We start from the raw sequence: 21,774 nt of genomic DNA, 5'->3' as shown, positions 1-21,774 counted from the left end.
TGTAGGTTCAGAGGGATGGATGACATGAGAGCGGACGAGGCCATCACCGGTGCCTCCGCGGCCGAGATCGCCGACAGCGTGCGCGACCTCGTCGACAGCGGCCGGCTCTCCCCCGGCGACCTCCTCCCCTCGGTGCGCGCCCTCGCCGACCGGCTGGGTGTCAACCGCAACACCGTCGTCGCCGCCTACCGCCTGCTCGGCCAGGCCGGTCTCGTCGTCACGCTCGGTCGCGGCGGAACGCGGGTCACGGCGCCGGGCCCCATGCCGGCGGAGGGTTACGCGCAGAACAGCGTGCTGCGCGATGTCGGCGACGGCAACCCCGACCCCGCGCTCATCCCCGACCTCTCCCGCGCCCTCGCCTCGCTCGCCGGCCGACCGGTGCTCTACGGCGAACCGGTCATCGACCCCGACCTGGAGCGCTGGGCGCACGACTGGGTGGCCCCCGACGTCGCCGATCCACGCGCGGCGCGCATCACGGTCACCGGCGGTGCCGTCGATGCAATGGAGCGGCTGCTGGCCCAGGCGCTGACGCGAGACGACGCCGTCGCCCTCGAAGATCCCTGCTTCCTCTCCAGCATCCGCACCGTGCGCCTGGGCGGCTACCGCCCCGTCGCGGTTCCGGTCGACGCGGAGGGCATGACCGTCGCCGGCCTCCGCGCCGCGCTGGAAGAGGGCGTGCGTGCCGTCATCTGCACCCCACGGGCGCAGAACCCCACCGGAGTGAGCCTGACGGCCCGCCGTGCCCAGCAGCTACGGGACGTGCTCGACGGGCATCCGCACGTGCTCGTGATCATCGACGACCACTCCGCCATGCTCACCCGCCAGCCCTACCACTCGATCGTCGGTCCGTCGCACCGGCGCTGGGCGCTGGTGCGGTCGGTCTCGAAGTCCCTCGGCCCCGACATGTGCCTGGCGATCACCGCGAGCGACCCCGACACCGCCGACCGGCTCGCCATGCGGCTGAGCCCCGGGAGCACCTGGGTGAGTCACCTGCTGCAGCGGCTCACCGTCGCGCTCGTCACCGACCCCGACGTGCTGGCGGGCATCGACGGCGCCGGCGAGCACTACCTCGCACGCAACCGCGCGTTCGCCGAGCGTCTCACCGCGCACGGCGTCGCCTGCGCGGCCGGCGACGGCCTGAGCCTGTGGGTCGACGTGGGCGTTCCCGCGCGCGCGGTCACCGAGCAGCTCATGCGCCGTGGCTGGCTCGCCCGCCCCGGAGACGAATTCGTCCTGGCCGACCAGAGCGCTGCGCACCGGCTGCGTCTGACCGTGCACACCCTGTCCGATGCCGAAGCGGAATCCCTCGCCGCCGACATCGCCGCCGCCGTCCGGGCGACGGCCACCCGATGAGAGAAGGTCCCCTGCCGTGAACATCCTGTCGATCCAGTCCGCCGTCGCCTACGGGCACGTCGGCAACTCCGCGGCCGTCTTTCCGCTGCAGCGCATCGGGGTGGAGGTGCTGCCGGTGTACACCGTGAACTTCTCCAACCACACCGGCTACGGCGCCTGGCGCGGACCGCTCATCTCGCCCGACGACGTCCGCGAGGTGATCATCGGGATCGAGGAGCGCGGCGCCTTCGCCGACATCGACGTGGTGCTGTCGGGCTACCAGGGCGGCGAAGGCATCGGTCAGGTCGTCATCGACACCGTCGCGCGGGTCAAGGCGGCCAATCCGGATGCCGTGTACGCGTGCGATCCCGTGATGGGCAACGCCAAGTCGGGCTGCTTCGTCGCCCCCAGCATCCCGGTGCTGCTGCGCGAGAAGGTGGTGCCGGTGGCTGACATCATCACCCCCAACCAATTCGAGCTGGGCTTTCTCACCGGCACCGAGCCTGCGACGATCGACGAGACCCTGGATGCCGCGGATCGCGCGCGTGCGATGGGGCCACGGACGGTCCTGGTGACCAGCGTCGAGCGACCCGACCGCCCCGAAGGCACGATCGAGATGCTGGTGGTCGACGACGCCGGCGCGTGGATCGTGCAGACGCCGCTGCTGCCGATGAAGGCGAACGGGTCGGGCGACGTCACCGCCGCGCTGTTCACCGCCCACTACCGGCGCACCGGCAGCGCCGCCGACGCCCTCGCGCGCACGACCTCCAGCGTCTACGACCTGCTGCGACTGACCCACGAATCCGGCAAGCGGGAGCTCGCCCTCATCGAGGCGCAGGATTTCTACGCCGAGCCGCGCCTGCAGTTCGACGTGCGGCAGGTGCGCTGAGCCGGGGATGGCTCAGTAGACGCCGCCGGACTCCGTCCACGCGGCATCCCACTGCGCGGCGTCGTCGGGGCAGATGAAGCCGGTGCCGAACACCATGATGCTCACGGCGCCGTCGATCGTGGCGGGGTCGCCGCCGGAGACGGCCGCGATGAGCGGCGATGTGGTGACGTGCGTCCGGAACACATCCACATCCACGTTGTGGCCGTTGAGGATCGACGTCTCGCACGCATCGAGCGTGAGGGCCAGGGTCAGCGTCTCCGCCTCCGCGGACCACGCGCCGCCCTGCGATTCGACGTACGCCCGCTGCTCGGCGACCAGCGCCAGCTGCTCGGGTGTCTTCGCCACGAGGGACGAGCCGTCCAGCGGCTGCTGCTGCGCGACGAAGAACGCGTCGCGCTCGGCGAATGCGGCGGCGAACTCATCGGCCTCGGCGTCCGTCTCGGTCTCCTCCACGGTCGTCCCCTCGTCCGGTGTCGCCGCCGGATCGGGGGCCGTGTCGCCGCCCTGATCGACACGCTGGGCGCCCTCGGTGGGGTAGGAGGCGCAGGCGGTGAGCGACAGGGCCAACAGTGCGGCGGAGACGGTCGCCAGTGCGCGGGTGGATTTCATGAAAGCGGTTTCCTCTCGGGGATGTCCCGTCAGGCTACTGGGCTTCGCCGATCTCCCGTCGCCACGCTGTGGATACCGCCTCGCGTACCTCGCCCAGCAACTGGGGCAGGGCCTTGGTCTTCGCGATGATCGGGAAGAAGTTCGCGTCGGTGGCCCATCGCGGCACGATGTGCTGGTGGAGGTGCTCGTCCACGCCCGCCCCGGCCACGGCGCCCTGGTTCATGCCGATGTTGAACCCGTCGCAGCGCGCCGTCTGCCGCAGCACGCGCATGCCCGTCTGGGTGAGGGCGGCGATCTCGGCCACCTCTTCGTCGGTCGCCTGGTCGTAGGTCGCCACATGGCGGTACGGGCACACCAGCAGGTGGCCGGAGTTGTACGGGAAGAGGTTCAGCAGCACGTAGGCGGTGCGCCCGCGGTGCACGATGAGACCGTCTTCGTCGGACTTCTCCGGCGCGGCGCAGAATGGGCAGTGCGCCCGCATGGCGTCGGCGCCCGCGTGGATGTAGGCCATCCGGTGCGGGGTCCACAGCCGCTGGAACTCGTCGGGCACCCCGGCAAGGGTCGCCGCGTCGACGAGTTCCTCGTCGCTCACGCCAGGTCCTCGGCCGTGTTGATGAGGGTGCGCTCGGCGATGGCGCGCAGCACGAGGGCGATCGCGTCGTCGACCGGGACGCCGTTGGTCTGCGTACCGTCGCGGAAGCGGAACGACACCGTGCCGGCAGAGCGGTCCTGCTCCCCCGCGATCAGCTGCAGCGGCACCTTCTGGGTGGTGTGCGTGCGGATCTTCTTCTGCATGCGGTCGTCGGAGTGGTCGACCTCGGCGCGCACGCCCTGCAGCCGCAGCTGGTCGATGATGCCGTCGAGGTAGTCGCCGAAGTCGGCGGCCACCGGGATGCCCACCACCTGCACGGGAGCCAGCCACACCGGGAAGGCGCCGGCGTAGTGCTCGAGCAGGATCGCGAAGAACCGCTCGATCGAGCCGAACAGTGCCCGGTGGATCATGATCGGGCGGTGCTTCTCGCCGTCGGGGCCGGTGTACTCCAGGTCGAAGCGCTCCGGCAGGTTGACGTCGACCTGCACGGTCGACAGCTGCCAGGTGCGCCCGATGGCGTCGCGCGTCTTGAGGTCGATCTTCGGCCCGTAGAACGCGGCTTCGCCGGGGACCTCCGTGACCTTCAGGCCGCTCGAGTGGGCGACGTTGCGGAGGGCGTTGGTGGAGTACTCCCAGAACTCCTCGGAGCCGATCCACTTGTCCTTCTCGTCATCGCGCATCGACAGCTCGAGCTCGAAGTCGGTCAGGCCGAAATCGCGCAGCATCGAGAGCACGAACTCCAGCACCCGGGTGGTCTCGGTCTCGAGCTGGTCGGGCGTGACGAACAGGTGCGAGTCGTCCTGCGTGAAGCCGCGCACGCGGGTGAGGCCGTGGAGGGCCCCCGAGAGCTCGTTGCGGTAGACGGTGCCGTTCTCGGCCAGCCGCATCGGCAGGTCGCGGTAGCTGCGCGCCCGCTCCTTGTAGATGAGGATGTGCATCGGGCAGTTCATGGGCTTGAGGTAGTAGTCCTGGCCCTGCTTGGTGATGTGCCCGTCCGCGTCGCGCTCCTCGTCCATGCGGATGGGCGGGAACATGCCCTCGCGGTAGGTGACGAGGTGGTTGGACTGCAGGAAGAGGTCTTCCTTGGAGATGTGCGGGGTGTAGACGTACGTGTAGCCGCCCTCGATGTGGCGTCGGCGGGCGTGCTGCTCCATCTCGCCGCGGATGACACCGCCCTTCGGATGCCACACCGACAGTCCCGAGCCGATCTCGTCGGGGAACGAGAACAGGTCCAGCTCCTTGCCGAGCTTGCGGTGGTCGCGCTTGGCGGCCTCCTCGAGACGCTGCTGGTACGCGCGCAGCTCATCCTTCGTGGGCCAGGCGGTGCCGTAGATGCGCTGCAGCTGCGGGTTCTTCTCGCTGCCGCGCCAGTACGCCCCGGCGATGCGGGTGAGGTCCCAGCCGTTGCCGACCATGCGGGTGCCGGGCACGTGCGGGCCGCGGCAGAGGTCCTTCCAGACGGTCTCGCCGTCGCGGCTGACGTTGTCGTAGATCGTCAGCTCGCCGGCGCCCACCTCGACGGAGGCGCCCTCCGCGGCATCCTTCGATCCGCCCTTGAGGTCGATCAGTTCGAGCTTGAACGGCTCGTCGACGAGTTCGGCGCGCGCCTCGTCCTCGGTGACCACGCGCCGGACGAAGCGCTGGTTCTCGCGGACGATGCGCTCCATCTCCTTCTTGATGGCCTTGACGTCCTCGGGGGTGAACGGCTCGTCGACGCCGAAGTCGTAGTAGAAGCCGTTCTCGATGGGCGGGCCGATGCCGAGGTTGGCCTGCGGCTTGATGCGCTGCACCGCCTGGGCGAGCACGTGCGCCGTGGAGTGGCGCAGGATCGACAGGCCCTCGGGGCTGTCGACGTAGACCGGCTCGACGGTGTCGGTGTCCGACACCACCGTCGCGAGGTCTTTCAGCTCGCCGTTGACGCGCAGCGCCACGACGGAACGATCGGGGAACAGGGCGAAACCGTCGACGGGGTACGACACGTCAGTCACAGGAACTTCTCCAGAAGGTGGCTCGGAACAATCGATGCTCAGCTTCGGGCGCCAGGCGCCCCGCCCGCTCAGGCGTGAAGCGTTCGCGTGCCGGTGGCCGCGACGACGATCGCAGCGGTCGTCCGGCTCAGTTCCATGCGGATGATTCTAGTCGGCTGCCGGCCGTCGGCGACGTGCGTCACGAGTCGGTGACGGTGAGGTCGACCTGGATCTCCCCCGCAAGGCGCTCCAGGTCGCTCGTGATCGTGGTCGTGTCGAGGTCGCCGGGCACCCGGACGGCGACCGTGGCTTCGAACAGCGTGCCACCGGCCATCGGTGCGTCGAGGGTGCGGCTGGTGAGGCTGTCGATGCTGAGGCCCCGCGCCGCGAGCGTGCCGGTGACATCGCGCACGATGCCGGGGCGGTCGTTGCCGAGCACCGTGACGGTCACATGCCGCGTGGCTGCGGGGTGCGGCGCGGCACTCGTGTGGGTGGTGACGCGCAGGAGGCCGCCGAGGCCGTCGAGGGCGGTGCGGAGCTGGTCGACCCGGTCGTCGGCGACGGAGACGAGCGCGATGCCGGCGAACGCGCCGGCGAGCTCGGCCATTTCGCTGCGCTCCCAGTTGCCGCCGTGGGCGGCGACGGTGTCGGCGAGGGTCTGCACGAGACCTGCACGGTCATCGCCGACGAAGGTGAGCACGAGGTGGGCCATGCGGCGAGCCTAGCCCCGCCGCATGCGGCGCGGTGGGGCTGGGGCGCCGCAGGTCGGGGCCCCGAGACGGCTCAGGTGCGGGCGGGCAGCGTCTGGAGCAGGTATTCCTCGGCGGATCCTGCGCGCTGCGCCAGGTCCCACAGCGTCGAGGATGCCGCGCCGGATCCCTCCGGCGCGGTGCCGGGCCGCTCGGTGCGGCCGCCGCCGTCGCGGCTCAGCGCCTGGATCACCTGCTCCGCCTCCTGGGCGCCCAGCGGAGTGGCATCCGCCAGAACTGTCAGGTCGCGCAGCCCGGTGCGCAACGCGTCGAGCTCGGCGCGTTGCCGGTCATCGAGCTTCTCGCGGTCCGGCACCAGCTCGTCCTGCGTGCGCGCGGCGTCGCGGAACACTTTGATCTCGTCGGGCGTCGGCCGACCCGTGCGACCGGGCGCGATGCGCAGCGCGGCAACGGTGGCCGCAGTCGCGGCCTCGATCCGGTTCCGCAGCGGCGCGGGCCGGAACGCCGGGATCACCACGAACCCGAACCCGACGCCGACCAGCACGGCGCTCGCCGTGAGGCCCACGTACTGCAGCAGGAGGGTGACCGGGTCGAGATCCCTCGTGACGGAATTGAATCCGACGCTGACGATGACCATGAACGCGCCGCCCAGTGCCGGACGGGTGACGATGAACCACAGTCCCAGGCACAGGGCGACGGCAGCGACCGCGACCAGGTACTCGTGCGGCACGACCAGCAGGACCACCGCGACCGTGAGCGAGCCGGCGACGACACCGATGATCTTGTTGCGCGTCTTCGTCGCGGTGTCGCTCCAGCTGGCCTGGAGGATGCTGAAGGTGGTGAGCAGCGCGGTGGACACCAGCGGATCGCCCGGCTCCAGCCCTGAGGTGATCACGAGCATCAGCAGCACCGCGAGCGCCGCGCGCAGCGCATGCCGCACCTGGATGGACTGCAGCCTGGCCGAGGGATGCAGCACGGCGTCGCCGAGTTGGTGGCGCCGATCGCGATCGAGCTGGACGGGGGTGGTGTCGTGCCCGCGGATGGCCTGCTCGACCGCGTCCAGGGCACGCGTCGCGTCGGCGACGGAAGCATCTCCCGCGCCGGGTGCCGCCGCCGATGCCGATGCCTGGAGGGACGTGTCGCGGCCGGGCTTGGCCTTCAGCGCTTCCGCCAGCGTCTGGGCCCGCCCGTGCAGTGCCGCGGCGTCGTGGGCGCTGACCGCCCCCGTCGCCTGTGCGGTGCGCAGTGCGAGGCGATAGCGCGACGCTGCCTCGAGCGCATCCGCGAGCCAGCGCTGCCTGCGATCGGTGAGCCAGGTGCCGAACGCCGTGGCCGTGGCCGCGCTCGGATCGTCGGCGGTGAGCACCGCGGCGATCTGCTCCCGGGTGGGTTTGGACGGATCGGAGATGCCCATGAGAATGCGCAGCACGAGGGCCACGACGACGCCCGCGATGGCCGCGGCGATCACCTGCTGGTGATCTGCCCCGCCCGTCGGCGCGTACCCGTAGCCGAACATGGTGGCCATCCCGAGCCCCATCCCGGCGTTGCCGAAGCGTGGGCCGATCACCGGAAGGAGCGCGGCGACGAACGTGAGCACGACCACGAGCGCCATCGCCGCAGGACGCGACGCCTCGGCCACGAGGCGAGGGACCGCCGCAGCGAAGATCAGGATCGGGCCCATGACCACGGCGACGCGGAGATCGGCACGCAGCGGGCCGCCCATGAACACCACGAGGGAGAACATGCCGGTGAGACCGCCCATGATCCCCGCGGCACCGGCCCCCCAGGCATCGGCGAGGAGAACTGAGGGAAGCACCACGATGATCATCAACACGATGAGCAGAGGGCTGCCCTTCGGGCGCGTGCGAGTCGGGGCGCTGGTCGCAGAGCGTCGTCTGAGCTTGCGGGGCTCGTTCATGGCTTGACGGTAGGGCCCGAGCGCCGGGACCACCAGAAGGTGCACGCGGTCTGCGGGACAGCGACACCGCAGCGCAGAAACAAGAAAAGCCCCTCGCGGGGCTCTTCTGTCTGTGCGCGATACTGGGATCGAACCAGTGACCTCTTCCGTGTCAGGGAAGCGCGCTACCGCTGCGCCAATCGCGCCCGTAAGGGCTGTTGAGTTCTGAGTGGAGGTGGCGACGGGATTCGAACCCGTGTAAACGGCTTTGCAGGCCGGTGCCTAGCCGCTCGGCCACGCCACCGTGTGGTTTGACCCCACGTGCCATGGATTCCCCCAGAAGAGAATCCGTACACTCGAGCGGATGACGAGACTCGAACTCGCGACCCCAACCTTGGCAAGGTTGTGCGCTACCAACTGCGCTACATCCGCATTCCGTACCGGATCGCTCCGGCACTTGAATGACTTTAGCCGACTCTGAGCCGAGTGCAAAACCACGCGCGCCCCGCGCGTGTCTCGCCCTGTTGGTTCGAAGCCCGCCCCGGCATCCGGTATGCTCGTTGAGGCCCCTCGGGGCGACGGGCGATTGGCGCAGTTGGTAGCGCGCTTCCTTCACACGGAAGAGGTCATCAGTTCGAGTCTGGTATCGCCCACCAACCAGGGAAGCCCCGGAATCACTCGGAAGCGAGTGACCGGGGCCTTTTCATTGCCATGCCGGTGCGACGTGGACGGCGGACGCGCGCGGACAGGGCGACCAGCAGTCCCGCGACGACGAAGCCCAGCGCCTGGGTGTATCCCGTCCCCGGCGGGACGTCCCAGTGGCCGCCGGCGATCCCGAGCCAGACCAGGTACTCGGTGAAGGGGTTCATGATCGCCACGAGAGCCGTCGCCGACCACGCCAGGGTGCGACCGGCGCGGGTCTGAGCCAGACCGGCGGCCCAGAGCGACAGCGCGAAAGCCGCCATCCAGAACAGCTGGAGGACCGGAAGGTGAGGCGGCCCGTCCATCACCTCGAGACAGGTCGCGCTCGACTCGTCGGGCACGCATGGCCCCCAGGCGTTGCGCGTGAGGACGATCCCTGCCAATCCACCGACGGTGAGCACGGAGGCGATGGCCCACAGCGCTGTGGTACCGGAGCGCGATCGTGTCATCGCCACACCCTATCCGTGGCGATCATGATCGCCGCAGCGGTCGGGCGACGATCATCGCGGCGTTGATCACCGGCGTGACGTCCGCCGTCGGCTGAGGACGTCCGCGGGCGTCGCGTGCGTGGGTGCGCCCGTACCGGCACGCCACTTCTTCGGAGATCGCCGCTTCTTCGGGGCCGGAACGTTTCCGGGCTCCGATGTACGGTCGTTCTCCGAAGTACCGGCGCCGTCAGGCGCGGAAAGCGCGCGTCATCGGGCCGGCGTGTAGCCGTGCCGCTGGCGCAACGCCTCGGCGACCCGCGCGAACACGCGGCGATCGACGGCGGATGCCTCGCGTCGCATCCCGGCGGCGTGCACGCTGTAGAGCTGGTCGATGTCGGCCCAGGACGGGCGACCCTTCGAATCCCACTCCCCCGCGCCGATCGGCACGTGATCGCGACCACCGTCACGCGGCTGGCTGGTGAGCTTCACCGCGTACACCCGGTCGGCATCCTGTCGGGCGATCACGAGCACCGGGCGGTCCTTGCCGCGGCCGTCACCCTCGGCATACGGCACCCAGGTCCACACGACCTCGCCACCGTCGGGGCGGCCGTCACTGGCGGGCGCGTAGGCGATGCGCAACGCGCCGGATGCCGGCGGCGCGAGCTGCACCGTCGCTGTCGCACCGGAGCGGCCGGGCGAGTCGTCGGCCGCCCGGCTCGGCTGGGTGGATCGCCTCGTCGGCCGCAACAGCGAGACGAGCCGCCGGAGGATGCCGCGGGTGCCCATCGCGCCACCCTATCCCCCCGTTCGGGGCGCGTATCGGAGGTATGGCGCCCGGGGGTGCGGGTTCGGGGCGCGTATCGGGCGACGGGCGAGGGGCGCCGGGTGCGCACGCGACAGAGGGCGCCGTGGCCGAAGCCGCGACGCCCTCTGCGTGCTGTGTGGGCGGACCCGGTCAGTCGACCAGGGCGTAGCCCTCTTCGCCGTGTACGACGGTGTCGACGCCGGCGATCTCGTCTTCGTTCTTGATGCGGAATCCGAGGGTCTTCTGGATCGCGAAGCCGAGGATGCCGGCGATCAGGAAGGAGTACACCAGCACGCCCAGCGCCGCGATCACCTGGATGATCAGCTGCTCGGCGTTGCCGCCGACGAACAGGCCGGTCTCGGTGGCGAAGAAGCCGAGGTAGATGGTGCCGATGAGGCCACCGACGAGGTGGATGCCGACGACGTCGAGCGAGTCGTCGAAGCCGAGCTTCCACTTCAGCTCGATCGCCATGGCGCAGGCGGCACCGGCGATGATGCCGAGGAGCAGCGCCCAGCCGGGCGTCAGGTTGGCGCAGGCCGGGGTGATGGCGACGAGGCCGGCGACGGCACCCGAGGCGGCGCCGATCGAGGTGGCCTTGCCGTCCTTGAGCTTCTCGACGATGACCCAGCCGAGCACGGCCGCAGCGGTCGCGCCGATCGTGTTGATGCCGATGAGACCGACTCCGCCCATGTCCTCCGACAGCCACTCGGCGCCGGCGTTGAAGCCGAACCAGCCGAACCAGAGGATCGCCGCGCCCAGGAGCACCAGCGGCACGTTGTGCGGCTTGTGGATGCCCTTCTGGAAGCCGATGCGCTTGCCGAGCACCAGGGCGAGGGCCAGAGCCGCCGCACCGGCGTTGATGTGCACCGCGGTGCCACCGGCATAGTCGATGACCTCCGTGCCGAAGCCCATGCTCGAGCCGAGGTTGAAGATCCAGCCGCCGCCCCAGACCCAGGCCGCGACCGGGAAGTAGACGATGGTGGCCCAGAGGCCCGCGAACAGCATCCACGAGCCGAACTTGGCCCGGTCGGCGATCGCGCCGGAGATGAGGGCGACGGTGATGATGGCGAACGTCGAGCCGTAGGCGACGCCGATGAGCGAGGTGTTCGCGTCGTCACCGCTGGCGAGGCCGCTCAGCGCGAAGTCGCTGAAGGGGTTGCCGGCGAACTCCCACGGGCTGCCGACCGCGCTCATGTTGAAGCCGTAGAGAATCCACAGCACGCTGATGAGGCCGAGCGCTCCGAAGCTCATCATCATCATGCTGACGACACTCTTGGCCTTGACCAGACCGCCGTAGAAGAAGGCGACACCGGGCGTCATGAATAGCACGAGCGCGGTGGCCATGATCCCCCAGGCGATGTTGCCGGGTGCGTCCATAGGTGTTACCTCACATTGATCAGTGACAGGGACACGTCGCGGATGGGTACGGGTGGCCGCTTCGTGTTCGCCCAGTTTCGCCAGGCGCCGTTTCTGTCAACGTGCAGGTCGTGTTTCGCGTTCGTTACGTGGTGGCATCCGGCGTAAACATCACGTTTCGCGCCGCCGGGAGCCTCCTGCCGGAACGCTCAGGAGTGGGTGAGGGCCACCAGGCGGGAGATGGCGCGCAGGTACTTCTTGCGGTACCCGCCGGCGAGCATCTCGTCCCCGAACACCTGATCGAGGGCGACGCCGGTCGCGCGGATCGGGATCTGTGCGTCGTACGCGCGGTCGACGAACGCGACGAACCGCAGCGCGGCGGACTGGTCGTCCAGCTGGGTCACCTCGCGCAGCCCGATCGCCGAGAGTCCGTCGAGGAGGCGGATGTAGCGCGACGGGTGGACGGTCGCGAGGTGGGCGACGACCGCCGCGAACTCGTCGTCGGAGGCGGCAGCGGATGCCGCGGCATCCGCCAGCGCCCGTGCGTACTCGTCCTCGCCGAGCACCACGGCGTGGCCGTCGACGGCGCGCTGACGGTAGTCGGTGCCGTCGATGCGCAGCGTCTGGAAGCTCGCGGACATCGCGTGGATCTCGCGGAGGAAGTCCTGCGCGGCGAAACGACCCTCGCCGAGCGCGTTGGGCGGGGTGTTCGATGTGGCGGCCAGACGTGTGCCGGATGCCACGAGCTCCCCCAGCAGCCGGGTCATCACCATCGTGTCGCCCGGGTCGTCGAGTTCGAACTCGTCGATGCACAGCAACTCCGCGCCGCGGAACAGTTCGACGGTCTTCTGGTACCCGATCGCGCCGACGAGCGCGGTGTACTCGATGAACGAGCCGAAGTACTTCCGGCGGGCGGGCAGCGCGTGGTAGATCGCCGCCAGCAGGTGGGTCTTGCCGACGCCGAAGCCGCCGTCGAGGTAGACGCCGGGCTTGAGGTCGGGGGCCTTCTTCGCGCGGCGGAACAGTCCGCCGCGTGCTGCGGGGGCGCCGCCGCCGGCGAACGCGGTGAGCGTCTCCTTCGCTTCCTGCTGCGACGGGTAGGCGGCATCGGCGCGGTACGTGTCGAACGTGGCACCGTCGAACTGCGGCGGCGGCACGAGCGAGGCGATCATCTCGTCGCCCGTCACGTGGGGCTGGCGTTCGCTGAGACGCACGATGCCCGTGCCGGTGGTCGTCATGTGTGTCGATCGTAGTCGCGCCGCGGCAGCGCGGTCGCGCTCAGTCGCGCGCGGGGGCCTCGGCGGCGGTGAAACCGTGCGTGCGCAGCCACGTGAGGATGCGGCGGTTCCAGCGGTCCTGGTCGTAGTTCCACAGCTTCGTGTGGCGGGCCACCTCGAAGATCTCGAACTCCACCAGGTCGGGGCGCGCGACCACCAGGTCGTGCGAGGCGTCGGAGGGGACGAACCCGTCGTCGTCGCTGTGGAGGATGAGCACGGGATGCCGCAGCTCCCCCGCCCGCGCGACGACATCGAGCCTGTCGAACGGGATGGGCGCGCCCGTGCCGGTGACCGCCGTCGCCCACTCGGTGCGCAGCGCCTCGATCGCGAGCTGGGTGACCGGCTCGGGGACGTTCAGCTGCTTGGCCTGGTAGCCCAGCACGATGCGCCAGTCCAGCACCGGAGACTCCAGCACGACCCCGACGATGAGGTCGCGGTGGGCCGAATTCAGCTCGACCTGCAGCACGATCGCACCGCCCATCGACCAGCCCATCAGCACCACGCGCCGCGCGCCGTTGCGGCGGGCGAACCCCACGGCGGCATCCACGTCGCGCCATTCGGTCGCACCGAGGGCGTAGGTGCCGGTGCGGCTGCGCGGTCCCTCCCCGTCGTTGCGGTACGAGACGAGGAGCGAGGTGATGCCGGCCTCGTGGAACACCGGTACGGCGCGCAGGCACTCCGCGCGCGTCGTGCCGCGGCCGTGCACCTGGATCACCCACGTGTCGGCGGGCTCCCCCGCGGGGAACAGCCACGCCGGGCACGGGCCGAGCGGGCCGCCGATGAGTTCGACCGAGTACGGCAGGTGCAGCTGTGCCGGGTCGTCGTAGTACCAGCCGCTGAACGCCGCCGCCGGGGCGAGGCGCGCGTCGGCGGGCACGTGCGTGAGCAGCTTGCGCTTGACCGTGGCGTCGTCCTCGGAGAGCACCGAGCCGAGCTTGATGTAGGGCGACGTACCGGTCGTGAACAGGCCGTAGCGGCCGGGCAGCTCGGTGTCGGGCGTTCGCGTGAGCGTGATCGTCTGCGCCGCGGTGTCGAGGTCGACGATCGTCGTGTCGGGCACGCGGCCCGACGGCGTCACGACGCGGCGGGCCATGCGCACGGCCAGCACGCCCATGGCGCCGGCGACGCCGACGAGGGCGGCGCTGAGGGCGACGATCAGTGCGCGCAGGAGCGTCGGGGCGGTGAGGGAGGCGCCGGGCGAGACGGCGCGCCTGGAAGCCATCATGGTGGGCTCACTCTAGTCTGTCGACGTGGATGACCCGCGGCCTCCGGCGGCGCGGCCCGCGTTCGCCGAAGTGGCGGAACGGGTGCGCTCCCTCGCCTTCCGTTCCGACTTCGTGGTGCGAGAGATCCCCGCGCCCGGCGGCCTGGCCCCCGACGCCATCGCCCTCGCCGGTGACGTGCGTCCCGAGGAGCACGGCGTGGACTCCCCTTACGGGACGGGCCGGTTCATCCTGTTGCACGACGACGCGGGCGTCGACTCGTGGGACGGCCCCTGGCGCATCGTGTGCTTCGCGCAGGCGCCGCTGGAGACCGAGATCGGCACCGACCCGCTGCTGGCTGACGTAGCCTGGTCGTGGCTGGTCGACGCGCTCGAATCCCGCGGGGCGAAGTACCACGCGGCATCCGGGACCGCCACGAAGACGTTGTCGAAGGGTTTCGGCACGCTCGCCGATCAGGGTGACGGTGCCCAGATCGAGCTGCGGGCATCGTGGTCGCCGACCAGCGACATCGCCCAGCACGTTCAGGCGTGGGGCGAACTGGTTTGCATGCTGGCGGGACTCCCGCCCGGGTCGGAGGAGATTGCTGTGTTCGGACCGCGCCGAGGCGCCCGTGGCTGAGTACGTCGTCATCGAGGATGCCGCCGGCCTCGCCGCAGCCTGTGCTGCGCTGGCCGCCGGTGACGGCCCCGTGGCCGTCGATGTGGAGCGCGCGAGCGGTTTCCGCTACTCCCAGCGCGCCTACCTCGTGCAGGTGTTCCGACGGGATGCCGGGGTGTTCCTGTTCGACCCGCCCGCCATCGGCGACATGACCCCGTTGCAGGCGGCGATCGGCGACGTCGAGTGGGTACTGCACGCGGCCAGTCAGGATCTGCCGTCGCTGCGGGAGATCGGGCTCGAGCCGCCGTCGATCTTCGACACCGAACTGGCCTCCCGCCTCCTCGGCCACGAGCGGGTGGGTCTCGGCGCCGTCGTCGAGGACACCCTCGGCATCACGCTGGACAAGGCGCACTCCGCCGCCGACTGGTCGACCCGCCCGCTGCCGCAGGCGTGGCTCGAGTACGCCGCGCTGGACGTGCTGCTGCTCGTGGACGTGCGCGACGTGCTCGCCGCGGAGCTCGAGGAGCAGGGCAAGGTGGAACTCGCCGCCGAGGAATTCCAGGCGGTGCTCGAGCGGGCCCCGAAGCCGCCCCGCGAGGACCCGTGGCGACGGCTGAGCGGCCTGCATACGGTGCGCGGCCGCCGCGGGCTCGCCGTGGCGCGGGCGCTGTGGACCGCGCGCGAGGAGTACGCCCGCGAGCAGGATGTCTCCCCCGGCCGCCTCGTGCCCGACCGTGCGCTGGTCGCGGCGGTGCTCGCCGATCCCGCGAGCAAGCAGGAGCTGTCGAAGGTCAAGGAGTTCACGGGACGTGCGAGCCGCTCCCAGCTGGACCGCTGGTGGGCGGCGATCGAAGCCGGCCGCGCCGAGACCGCGCTCCCGCCCGAGCGCGTCCCCGGCGACAGCATGCCCCCGCCCCGCGCCTGGGCCGACCGCAACCCGGCCGCCGACGCCCGGCTGAAGGCCGCCCGGCCCGAGGTGGAGCGCGTCGCGGAGGAGCTGGGCATGCCGACGGAGAACCTGCTGACCCCCGACTCGCTGCGCCGTCTCGCGTGGACGCCGCCGGAGCCGCTCGACGTGGCATCCGTCTCCGCCGCGATGGCCGGGCTCGGTGCGCGCCCGTGGCAGATTGAACGAACCGCACAGGTGATCACCGACGCTTTTGTGCGTTCTGTGCAAGGGGCCTCCGACGAGCCCGAAGCGGCTTCGTAGGATCGCCCCAAGCGATTCTCCCGCGCAGAGCCCGATTTCTAGGCTGACGCGGATCCCAACAATTGGAGGCAGAGTGGCCGAGATTTCGGACGTCTTCTTCGTCGATGGTGTGCGAACCCCGTTCGGGCGCGCCGGCGAAAAAGGCATGTACTGGAACACCCGATCCGATGACCTCGCCGTCAAGGCGACCATCGGGCTGATGGAGCGCAACCCGCTCGTTCCCGCCGACCGCATCGACGACGTCGCGATCGCCGCGACCAGCCAGACCGGTGACCAGGGCCTGACCCTCGGGCGGTCCGTCGCCATCCTCGCCGGGCTGCCGCAGACGGTCCCCGGCTTCGCGATCGACCGCATGTGCGCCGGCGCGATGACGAGCGTGACCACGATGGCCGGCTCCATCGGCGTCGGCATGTACGACGTCGCCCTCGCGGGCGGTGTGGAGCACATGGGGCACCACCCCATCGGCACCAACGCCGACCCGAACCCGCGTTTCGTCGCCGAGAAGATGGTCGACCCGGGGGCTCTGAACATGGGCGTCACCGCGGAGCGCATCTTCGACCGCTTCCCGCACCTCACCAAGGAGCGCTCCGACCGGTACGGCATGCTCAGCCAGCACAAGCTGCAGGCGGCATACGACGCCGGAAAGATTCAGCCCGACCTCGTGCCGGTCGCGATCAAGGACGCCGACGGCGCCTGGGGGCTCGCCACCGCCGACGAGGGCCGCCGCCCGCAGACGACGATGGAAGACCTCGCGAACCTGAAGACCCCGTTCCGCCCGCACGGCCGGGTGACCGCGGGCACGTCTTCGCCGCTGACCGACGGGGCGACCATGTCGCTGCTGGCCGGCGGCGGGGCCGTGAAGCAGCTCGGGCTCGCCCCGAAGATGAAGCTCGTCTCGTTCGCCTTCGCCGGCGTGCAGCCGGAGATCATGGGAATCGGCCCGATCCCCTCCACGGAGAAGGCGCTGCGCAAGGCCGGTCTCGACATCTCCGACATCGGCCTGTTCGAGTTGAATGAGGCGTTCGCCATCCAGGTGATCTCGCTCCTGGATCACTTCGGCATCGCCGACGACGATCCGCGCGTGAACCCCTGGGGCGGCGCGATCGCCGTCGGCCACCCGCTCGCGGCATCCGGGGTGCGCCTGATGATCCAGCTCGCCGCGCACTTCGCCGAGCGTCCCGACGTGCGCTACGGCCTCACGGCCATGTGCGTCGGCCTCGGCCAGGGCGGCTCGGTCATCTGGGAGAACCCCCACTTCGACGGCAAGAAGCGGAAGTAGAGCGACATGACCGACTACGAATCCATCGACTTCTCGCCGATCCTCTCCGCCGCCGCCACCGACGGCGAGGTGATCACGCACTCCCCCGTGCGCGACATCACGCTCCCCAGCGGCGCCGTGCTCGCCCTCATCACGCTCGACAACGGGCGCGATCACACCCGGCCCAACACGCTGGGTCCGGCGACCCTCGCCGAACTCGGCCAGACCCTCGCGGGCCTCAAGGCCCGTGCCGCCGCGGGTGAGATCCAGGCGGTCGGCATCACCGGCAAGCAGTACATCCTGGCCGCCGGTGCCGACCTGTCCGACATCTCCCGCGTCGGCTCGATCGACGACGCCCGACTGGTCGCCCAGCTCGGACACAAGGTCATCGGGTCGCTCGGCGACCTGGGCGTGCCGTCGTTCGCGTTCGTCAACGGCCTCGCCCTCGGCGGGGGCCTGGAGATCGCGCTGAACTCCACCTACCGCACGGTCGACGCGTCGGCCGCCGCGGTGGCGCTGCCCGAGGTGTTCCTCGGCATCATCCCGGGCTGGGGTGGGGCGTATCTGCTGCCCAACCTCATCGGCATCGAGAACGCCCTCGAAGTGGTCATCTCCAACCCGCTGAAGCAGAACCGCATGCTCAAGCCGCAGCAAGCGTTCGACCTCGGCATCATGGACGCCATCTTCCCGGCAGCGAACTACCTCGAGAACTCGCTGCGGTGGGCCGACGGCGTGCTGTCGGGTGCGGTCAAGGTGCAGCGCAAGAACGAGCCGGGCAAGATGGAGCGCCTCACGAAGTGGCCCATCGCGATCAAGATGGCCCGCGGCATGCTCGAATCCAAGATCGGCACCGTGCCGCGTTCGCCGTACGTCGCGCTGGACCTGCTCGACAAGGCCAAGAGCGGCACCAAGGCCGAGGGCTTCGCCCGCGAGGACGAGGCGCTGGCTGAGCTGGTGACCGGCGACCAGTTCGCGGCGTCGATGTACGCGTTCGACCTCGTGCAGAAGCGCGCCAAGCGCCCGGTCGGCGCTCCCGACAAGCAGCTGGCGAAGAAGGTCACGAAGGTCGGCGTCATCGGTGCCGGGCTCATGGCCAGCCAGTTCGCGCTGCTGTTCGTACGCAAGCTGCAGGTGCCGGTGCTCATCACCGACCTCGACCAGTCTCGCGTCGACAAGGGCCTGGCGTACATCCGCGAGGAGATCGGCAAGCTCGAGGCGAAGGGACGGCTGGATGCCGACGCCGCCAACCGGCTGCGGGGACTGGTCAGCGGTACGACCGACAAGAGCGACTACGCCGACTGCGACTTCGTGATCGAGGCGGTGTTCGAAGAGGTCGGCGTCAAGCAGCAGGTCTTCGGCGACATCGAGAAGATCATCGCCGACGACGCGATCCTCGCGACGAACACCTCGTCGCTGTCGGTCGAGGAGATCGGCGCGAAGCTCGCCCACCCCGAGCGTCTCGTCGGCTTCCACTTCTTCAACCCGGTGGCGGTCATGCCGCTCATCGAGATCGTGAAGACGCCCCACACCTCCGAAGCCGCACTGTCGACGGCGTTCGTCGTCGCCAAGGGTCTGGGCAAGAACGCCGTGCTCACCGCCGACGCTCCGGGCTTCGTCGTCAACCGGCTGCTGGCGAAGGTCATGGGCGAGGCGGCGCGCGCGGTCTACGAGGGCACACCGCTGATGACGGTCGAGAAGGCGTTCGCGCCGATCGGCCTGCCGATGACGCCGTTCCAGCTCATCGACCTGGTGGGCTGGAAGGTCGCGGCGCACGTGCAGGACACGATGGTCACCGCCTTCCCCGACCGGTTCTACGCGAACGAGAACTTCCACGCGCTCGCTGAGCTGGATGCCGTCGTCGAGAAGGACAAGGGCGGCCGCGTCTCCGGGTGGACCAAGCAGGCCGAGAAGGCGCTCAAGGGCGCCATCGGCTCGACACCGGCGTCGGCGGACGAGATCCTGCGCCGCGTGCAGGACGGGCTCGCGCAGGAGATCCGCATCATGCTGGACGAGGGCGTCGTGCCCGAGGTCGAGGACATCGACCTGTGCCTCATCCTCGGCGCTGGCTGGCCGTTCATCGACGGCGGGGCCTCGCCCTACCTCGACCGTGAGGGTGCGTCCGAGCGCGTGTTCGGCGACACTTTCCACCACCCGCCGATCCGCGGCATCGCCGCGGTCTGACGCGAACGCGAAAGGCGGCGCCGGGCTTCGGCTCGGGGCCGCCTTTCGTGTGTGCGCGGTCCTCACCCGGGCGACGCGCCCCGCGCCGCAACTTCGGAGATCGCCGGTTCCGCGGAGCCGATCGGCCTGTTCGGTCCGAAGTCGTGGTTTTCTCCGAAGTCGTGGCGGAGCGCGCGACGGATGCCGCCGGGCTACTGCGCCGCGCGCACCCGCAGGTCGCGGGCGAGATGGTCACGCTGCTCGACGACGATGCGTCGCAGCGCCGCGGGGGCGGCGGCGTTCTCGGCCAGCCACGCGTCCACGGGCGCGAGCGAGTCGGATGCCGGGAACAGGCCCCGCACCAAACGCCGTGCGATCTCGATGCTGCGCTCGTCCCACGTGGGCCGCAGCCGCGCGAAGTAGTCGGCGTCGAACCGGGCGATGAGATCGCGGCGCCCGCCGGCGCGGATCCCTGCGATCGTCGCGCTCAGGTGGTCGTTGGTGAGCGTCGTGTCGTCCCATGCGCGGTGCCACGCGTCCGCGCGCACTCGGGCGAGGGGCCGGGACGCGCACATCTCGATGTAGGCGGTGCGGCCGGTCGCGGTCGCGTCGCGGGCGAGCTCGGCATCGGCATCCGCCGTGTCGGCGTCGCCCGTCGTCGCCAGCGCCGTCCACCACGTCCAGCGCAGCTCCGGGTCCAGCGCCAGGCCCGCAGGCGGTCCCTGCGTGCCGGTCAGCAGGGCGCGCAGCTCGGCGGCGCGGGAACCGTCGTCGGCCGCGGCCTGCCCCACCGCGCGAGCCCACGCGAGCTGGGCGCCGCTGCCGGGGGCGGCATCCATCATCGCCTGCCAGGTCGCCTCGAGCCACGCCGCGTGCTGCGCGGCGCGGTCGGCCTCGGGAACGTAGTGACCGATCGCGAACGCGGCGTTGGCGAGCACATCGGTCAACAGTGCGATGTTCGATTCGGCGGGGGCGTGACGGCGCACGATGTCGAGGTAGCGGGCCACCGGCAGTTCGCCGTCGCGGGCGGCATTCCACAGCGCCGACCACACGATGCCGCGGGTGAGCGCGTCATCGATGGTCGACAGTGCCGCCTGCACGGCGTCGAGGGATGCCGCATCCAGCCGCGCCTTGGCGTAGGTGCGATCACCCTCGTTGGGGAGGAGGAGCGCGGCGGTGGCGGCCGTCGGCAGCGGCACGGCGGTGCGCTCGTCGGCGATGTCGACCTCGACGCTGCCGGTGCGCACCAGGCGCCCGTTCTCGAGCGCGTACGCCGCGATACCGAGCCGGTGCGGGCGGGGGTCGGTCTGCACGAGCGTGACCTCACCGTCTCCGCGCTCGATCGACACGGTGCTCACCCCGGTGGTCTCCAGCCACGCGCGCGACCAGGCGCGCAGGTCACGGCCGGATGCCGCCTCCAGCTGTGTCAGCAGGTCGGCGAGCGTCGTGTTGCCGTACGCGTGGGCGGCGAAGTACCGCCGGGCGCCTTCGAAGAAGGCCTCCTCCCCCACGAACGCGACCAGCTGCTTGAGCACCGCCGCGCCCTTGGCGTAGGTGATGCCGTCGAAGTTGAGCTTGGCGGCTTCCAGGTCGGGGATGTCCGCGACGATCGGGTGGGTGGTCGGCAGCTGATCCTGCTGATACGCCCACGACTTGCGGCGCGCGGCGAACGTGACCCACGCGTCGGTGAACCGGGTGACGGCGGCGGTTGCATGGGCGCCCATGTAGTCGGCGAACGACTCCTTGAGCCACAGATCATCCCACCAGCGCATCGTCACGAGGTCGCCGAACCACATGTGCGCCATCTCGTGCAGGATCGTGTTCGCCCGGCCCTCGCGCTGGGCGACGGTGGCGGCGCCGCGGAACACGTAGCCCTCCGTGAAGGTCACGAGCCCCGGGTTCTCCATCGCGCCGAGGTTGTACTCCGGCACGAAGATCTGGTCGTACTTGCCCCACGGGTACGGATACGCGAAGGCATCCGTGAAGAAGTCCAGCCCCTGCCGCGTGACCTCGATGATCTCCTCCGCGTCGAGGTGCTGCGCGAGGGAGGCACGGCACAGCACACCGAGCGCGACGGTCTGGTCGCCGCGCCGCCACTCGGAGTCCACGCGGTGGTAGGGGCCCGCGGCGATCGCCGTGATGTAACTGGACAGCGGCGGGGTCGGCGCGAACTCCACGCGCTGCCCGTCGCCGGTCGGGGCGACGGTCACGGCGGGCTGGTTCGACAGCACCTGCCACCCCGCGGGCGCGGTCACCGAGAACGCGTAGTGCCCCTTCATGTCGGGCTGTTCGAAGCAGGCCATCACGCGGCGGGAGTCGGCCGGCTCGTACTGGGTGTACAGGTAGGTCGCGCCGTCCACGGGGTCGACGAACCGGTGCAGGCCCTCACCGGAGCGGCTGTACGCCCCGCGGGCGACGATGCGCACCGTGTTGTGCGCCCGCAGGTCGTGGATCCGGATGCGGGCGCCGTCCCAGTCCACCGGCTGCGCGACCCCGTTCACCTCCACCTGCTCGACGGCCTCGCCGATGAAGTCGATCCACGTCTGGTCCGCCGCATCGGCGGCGTCGAAGCGGAGGACGCTCGTCGTCGGGAAGCCGGTGACGGCGGCATCCGGTGCTCCCGTGACGTCGAGTTCGACGTGCACGGTGTGGAGGGTGATGTCTGCGGACCGGGCGGCGGTGGCTTCCCGCCCGAGGTTGGCGCTGCTCATCCCTCCATGCTTTCACGCGCGGAGCGCACGCCGAGGCGCCGCGCTCGGCGC

17 protein-coding genes and 4 tRNA genes are annotated in these 21,774 nt (G+C 70.5%); 7 read left to right on the top strand and 14 right to left on the bottom strand.

Annotated features, from left to right (window positions below):
- The first annotated feature begins 24 nt into the window (after positions 1 to 24).
- Positions 25 to 1,353 carry an aminotransferase class I/II-fold pyridoxal phosphate-dependent enzyme gene (locus tag ACFVR6_RS11700; protein ID WP_386963788.1) on the top strand — a complete coding sequence of 443 codons (1,329 nt, stop codon included), beginning with the start codon at positions 25 to 27 and terminating at the stop codon, positions 1,351 to 1,353.
- Between the two features lie 16 nt (positions 1,354 to 1,369).
- Positions 1,370 to 2,221 (top strand): pyridoxal kinase PdxY, encoded by an 852-nt coding sequence (pdxY, locus tag ACFVR6_RS11695; RefSeq protein ID WP_386963063.1) that lies wholly within the window; start codon positions 1,370 to 1,372, stop codon positions 2,219 to 2,221.
- A gap of 12 nt (positions 2,222 to 2,233) precedes the next feature.
- On the opposite strand, the gene ACFVR6_RS11690 is transcribed toward pdxY, so the two are convergent.
- From ACFVR6_RS11690 to ACFVR6_RS11655, 8 genes are all read right to left on the bottom strand, one after another.
- The gene (locus ACFVR6_RS11690; RefSeq protein WP_386963060.1) at positions 2,234 to 2,830 is read right to left on the bottom strand and encodes a hypothetical protein; all 597 of its coding nucleotides are present in this window, start codon (positions 2,828 to 2,830) and stop codon (positions 2,234 to 2,236) included.
- A gap of 34 nt (positions 2,831 to 2,864) precedes the next feature.
- Complete coding sequence (locus ACFVR6_RS11685; RefSeq protein WP_386963057.1) at positions 2,865 to 3,422, bottom strand: HIT family protein; 558 nt, start codon at positions 3,420 to 3,422, stop codon at positions 2,865 to 2,867.
- Complete coding sequence (gene thrS / locus ACFVR6_RS11680; RefSeq protein WP_386963055.1) at positions 3,419 to 5,410, bottom strand: threonine--tRNA ligase; 1,992 nt, start codon at positions 5,408 to 5,410, stop codon at positions 3,419 to 3,421. The genes ACFVR6_RS11685 and thrS overlap by 4 nt, the downstream gene beginning before the upstream one ends.
- A gap of 178 nt (positions 5,411 to 5,588) precedes the next feature.
- Positions 5,589 to 6,101 (bottom strand): glycine cleavage system protein R, encoded by a 513-nt coding sequence (locus ACFVR6_RS11675; RefSeq protein WP_386963052.1) that lies wholly within the window; start codon positions 6,099 to 6,101, stop codon positions 5,589 to 5,591.
- 71 nt (positions 6,102 to 6,172) lie between these two features.
- On the bottom strand, positions 6,173 to 8,017 hold the full coding sequence (locus ACFVR6_RS11670; RefSeq protein ID WP_386963049.1) for an FUSC family protein: 1,845 nt from the start codon (positions 8,015 to 8,017) through the stop codon (positions 6,173 to 6,175).
- A 113-nt stretch (positions 8,018 to 8,130) separates the two neighbouring features.
- A tRNA-Val gene (locus ACFVR6_RS11665) sits at positions 8,131 to 8,202 on the bottom strand.
- A 24-nt stretch (positions 8,203 to 8,226) separates the two neighbouring features.
- Positions 8,227 to 8,300: transfer RNA gene (locus ACFVR6_RS11660), tRNA-Cys, on the bottom strand.
- Between the two features lie 55 nt (positions 8,301 to 8,355).
- Positions 8,356 to 8,428, bottom strand: a tRNA-Gly gene (locus ACFVR6_RS11655).
- A 148-nt stretch (positions 8,429 to 8,576) separates the two neighbouring features.
- On the opposite strand from ACFVR6_RS11655, the gene ACFVR6_RS11650 reads away from it, so the two are divergent.
- Positions 8,577 to 8,652, top strand: a tRNA-Val gene (locus ACFVR6_RS11650).
- A gap of 18 nt (positions 8,653 to 8,670) precedes the next feature.
- Here the strand turns inward: ACFVR6_RS11650 and ACFVR6_RS11645 are convergent.
- The 5 genes from ACFVR6_RS11645 to ACFVR6_RS11625 all read right to left on the bottom strand — a co-directional run bounded on the left by ACFVR6_RS11645 (position 8,671) and on the right by ACFVR6_RS11625 (position 13,789).
- Positions 8,671 to 9,147: a hypothetical protein gene (locus tag ACFVR6_RS11645; protein ID WP_386963046.1), complete on the bottom strand. Its 477-nt coding sequence runs from the start codon at positions 9,145 to 9,147 to the stop codon at positions 8,671 to 8,673.
- Between the two features lie 246 nt (positions 9,148 to 9,393).
- Positions 9,394 to 9,912 (bottom strand): type II toxin-antitoxin system PemK/MazF family toxin, encoded by a 519-nt coding sequence (locus ACFVR6_RS11640; protein ID WP_386963043.1) that lies wholly within the window; start codon positions 9,910 to 9,912, stop codon positions 9,394 to 9,396.
- A 169-nt stretch (positions 9,913 to 10,081) separates the two neighbouring features.
- Entirely contained in the window at positions 10,082 to 11,308 is a 1,227-nt protein-coding gene (locus ACFVR6_RS11635; protein ID WP_386963040.1) for an ammonium transporter, read from the bottom strand.
- 188 nt (positions 11,309 to 11,496) lie between these two features.
- Entirely contained in the window at positions 11,497 to 12,525 is a 1,029-nt protein-coding gene (gene zapE / locus ACFVR6_RS11630) for a cell division protein ZapE (protein WP_386963036.1), read from the bottom strand.
- A gap of 40 nt (positions 12,526 to 12,565) precedes the next feature.
- Positions 12,566 to 13,789 (bottom strand): alpha/beta hydrolase family protein, encoded by a 1,224-nt coding sequence (locus tag ACFVR6_RS11625; protein ID WP_386963033.1) that lies wholly within the window; start codon positions 13,787 to 13,789, stop codon positions 12,566 to 12,568.
- Positions 13,790 to 13,814: 25 nt separating this feature from the next.
- On the opposite strand from ACFVR6_RS11625, the gene ACFVR6_RS11620 reads away from it, so the two are divergent.
- The 4 genes from ACFVR6_RS11620 (at position 13,815) to ACFVR6_RS11605 (ending at position 19,033) form a co-directional block, all read left to right on the top strand.
- Positions 13,815 to 14,405 carry a DUF3000 domain-containing protein gene (locus tag ACFVR6_RS11620; protein ID WP_386963030.1) on the top strand — a complete coding sequence of 197 codons (591 nt, stop codon included), beginning with the start codon at positions 13,815 to 13,817 and terminating at the stop codon, positions 14,403 to 14,405.
- Positions 14,398 to 15,594 carry a ribonuclease D gene (locus ACFVR6_RS11615; protein WP_386963027.1) on the top strand — a complete coding sequence of 399 codons (1,197 nt, stop codon included), beginning with the start codon at positions 14,398 to 14,400 and terminating at the stop codon, positions 15,592 to 15,594. The genes ACFVR6_RS11620 and ACFVR6_RS11615 overlap by 8 nt, the downstream gene beginning before the upstream one ends.
- Positions 15,595 to 15,667: 73 nt before the next feature.
- The gene (locus tag ACFVR6_RS11610) at positions 15,668 to 16,873 is read left to right on the top strand and encodes a thiolase family protein (protein ID WP_386963025.1); all 1,206 of its coding nucleotides are present in this window, start codon (positions 15,668 to 15,670) and stop codon (positions 16,871 to 16,873) included.
- A 6-nt stretch (positions 16,874 to 16,879) separates the two neighbouring features.
- Positions 16,880 to 19,033 carry a 3-hydroxyacyl-CoA dehydrogenase NAD-binding domain-containing protein gene (locus tag ACFVR6_RS11605; protein ID WP_386963022.1) on the top strand — a complete coding sequence of 718 codons (2,154 nt, stop codon included), beginning with the start codon at positions 16,880 to 16,882 and terminating at the stop codon, positions 19,031 to 19,033.
- A 191-nt stretch (positions 19,034 to 19,224) separates the two neighbouring features.
- Here the strand turns inward: ACFVR6_RS11605 and pepN are convergent, their stop codons facing one another.
- The gene (gene pepN, locus ACFVR6_RS11600) at positions 19,225 to 21,723 is read right to left on the bottom strand and encodes an aminopeptidase N (RefSeq protein WP_386963019.1); all 2,499 of its coding nucleotides are present in this window, start codon (positions 21,721 to 21,723) and stop codon (positions 19,225 to 19,227) included.
- Positions 21,724 to 21,774 lie beyond the last annotated feature (51 nt).

Origin of the sequence: Microbacterium sp. NPDC058021 (assembly GCF_042885955.1) — a bacterium.
In the GTDB taxonomy this organism is placed as follows: Bacteria; Actinomycetota; Actinomycetes; order Actinomycetales; family Microbacteriaceae; genus Microbacterium.
The sequence above is the reverse complement of the archived record's forward strand: the minus strand, read 5'-3'. Positions and strand labels throughout refer to the sequence as shown.

Coding starts and splice junctions, on each gene's coding strand:
- ACFVR6_RS11635 (WP_386963040.1), bottom strand. CDS start 11,308: ATGGACGCACCCGGCAACATCGCCTGGGGGATCATGGCCACCGCGCTC.
- zapE (WP_386963036.1), bottom strand. CDS start 12,525: ATGACGACCACCGGCACGGGCATCGTGCGTCTCAGCGAACGCCAGCCC.
- ACFVR6_RS11670 (WP_386963049.1), bottom strand. CDS start 8,017: ATGAACGAGCCCCGCAAGCTCAGACGACGCTCTGCGACCAGCGCCCCG.
- ACFVR6_RS11700 (WP_386963788.1), top strand. CDS start 25: ATGAGAGCGGACGAGGCCATCACCGGTGCCTCCGCGGCCGAGATCGCC.
- ACFVR6_RS11675 (WP_386963052.1), bottom strand. CDS start 6,101: ATGGCCCACCTCGTGCTCACCTTCGTCGGCGATGACCGTGCAGGTCTC.
- ACFVR6_RS11645 (WP_386963046.1), bottom strand. CDS start 9,147: ATGACACGATCGCGCTCCGGTACCACAGCGCTGTGGGCCATCGCCTCC.
- ACFVR6_RS11690 (WP_386963060.1), bottom strand. CDS start 2,830: ATGAAATCCACCCGCGCACTGGCGACCGTCTCCGCCGCACTGTTGGCC.
- pepN (WP_386963019.1), bottom strand. CDS start 21,723: ATGAGCAGCGCCAACCTCGGGCGGGAAGCCACCGCCGCCCGGTCCGCA.
- ACFVR6_RS11640 (WP_386963043.1), bottom strand. CDS start 9,912: ATGGGCACCCGCGGCATCCTCCGGCGGCTCGTCTCGCTGTTGCGGCCG.
- ACFVR6_RS11625 (WP_386963033.1), bottom strand. CDS start 13,789: ATGATGGCTTCCAGGCGCGCCGTCTCGCCCGGCGCCTCCCTCACCGCC.
- ACFVR6_RS11605 (WP_386963022.1), top strand. CDS start 16,880: ATGACCGACTACGAATCCATCGACTTCTCGCCGATCCTCTCCGCCGCC.